Annotated in this window: 1 protein-coding gene; it reads right to left on the bottom strand. The window is 69.8% G+C overall.

Annotation, left to right across the window (positions count from 1 at the left end):
* Positions 1–63 precede the first annotated feature (63 nt).
* Positions 64–1,650: an IS1182 family transposase gene (locus tag ACWDAS_RS41420; protein WP_450401149.1), complete on the bottom strand. Its 1,587-nt coding sequence runs from the start codon at positions 1,648–1,650 to the stop codon at positions 64–66.
* Between the last annotated feature and the right edge of the window lie 54 nt (positions 1,651–1,704).

A 1,704-nucleotide genomic window follows, 5' to 3' on the forward strand; every position in this document is an offset into this window, starting at 1 on the left:
CTAGAAGACTGCTGAAAATCTTGTTGTGGGGCCGCCCGGCCGGAGGCCGGGCGGCCCTTTCCTTTATGCGGTGGCCGGGACGATGTGCCAGGTGGTGTTGGTCCGGGTGAGTCCGAGGGTGATCAGTCGGCGGAGGTTGAGGGCGGCGGCGCGGTGGTGGAACCAGATGTTGTTGGCGTTGACGCCGCGGTGCGGGACCCGGCGGTTGCCTTTGGCGACCAGCCAGGCGATGGCGCGTTCGACCGGTGGCCGCCATCGGCGGTATTCATCCTGCCAGCCGGGGTCGGTGGCGGCCTGACGGCGGGCGGCGGTCAGCAGTTCGTGCTGGGGATGGACGTTCAGGGTGCGTCCGGTCTTGGACCTGGTGCAGCGTTCCCGCAGGGGGCAATCGGTGCAGGCGCGCTTGAACTGGGCCGTGCGGGCGCCGTCGGCTTTGACCTGGCCGAGGTTGGCGGTGTGTCCGGCCGGGCAGGTCGCGGTGCCGGCGGCCAGATCGAGGCGGAAGTGGTCGATGGTGAAGCCGCCGGGGACGGCCTGCCGCAGCGGCGGCGGCTTGATCACCAGGGTGTGGCCTTCTGCCTGCAGACGTGCACGCAGATCGCCGGTGCCGTAGGCGCAATCGCCGAGCACGGTTAACTCCGCGCCCTCCTCCTCGTCGGCCAGCAGACCGGGCGCGACGGCGGCCTCATGGTTGTCGGGGCCATAGCCGCCGGTCAGGGCGACGGCGGTGAACAGTCCGGTCTCCGGCTCGAAGGCGACGTGTCCTTTGAAGCCTTCGCTGTGGCGGGTGCGGTTCTTGTGGATGTGCCGTGCGTCGGGGTCGACGGTGGACACGGTCCGGTCCGGCACCGTGCGCTTGGCGATGCGCCAGCGGCCGTCGCGCCCGTCGGAGTCCTCGGCAGGTTCCACGTCCTGGCCCGCGACCAGGGCCAGCAGACCGACCGCGTTCGCCGCTTTCTCGCCCAGGTTCTGCTCGGGCAGGTGCCCGAGCAGGTTGAGAGCGTCGGTGACCAGCGCGTCGACCAGCGCGGCGCGGGCCGACTCGTCGTCCCAGGCGATCCTCGGTTTGCCCGGGTCGGTGTAGTCGTGCGCCCGGCAGTGCCCCGCAGTCACCTCCTCGGCGCCGGGAACCTCGCGGATCACCCGGCGGATCGCGGAGATGATCTGGGTGACGGTGTCCTGGGTGGCCACCGCGTCATCGAGCACGGTGGAATCCAGCGCCCGCCGCTGCCTGCCCCTGAGCACGCCGGTCGCGGCCACGACTTCCCTGACCTTGGTGAAGATCCGCAAGGGATCCGCCGAATGACGCAGGCGGCGCCGGAAATACGTCAGCAGCGACGGATCGAACGCGGTGTCATACAGCCCGAGCCCGCAGGCGGCCTTCCACCGCAGGTCACACCGCAGTTCCTGAACGGTCTCGAAGTCCGACAATCCCTGCAGGCTCTGCAGTACCACCGTCGCGGCCAGCACCTGAGGCGGCAGACTCGGCCGGCCGTTCGCCGACGGATACATGTCCGCGAACATCCCCGGCGGGAACAGCACCTCGCGATGCTCGGCCAGGAACGCGAACACACTGCCCGCCGGGATCAACTCCCGGCAGGTCTCCCACACATCCGGCCCGACCGACTCCCCGGCCCATTCCCCCTGCATGCCTACAAGACTGGCCCCGACTCCACAGAGCCGGGGCCAGAACCCGAGATTTTC

This window comes from Streptomyces sp. NPDC001070 (assembly GCF_053598835.1).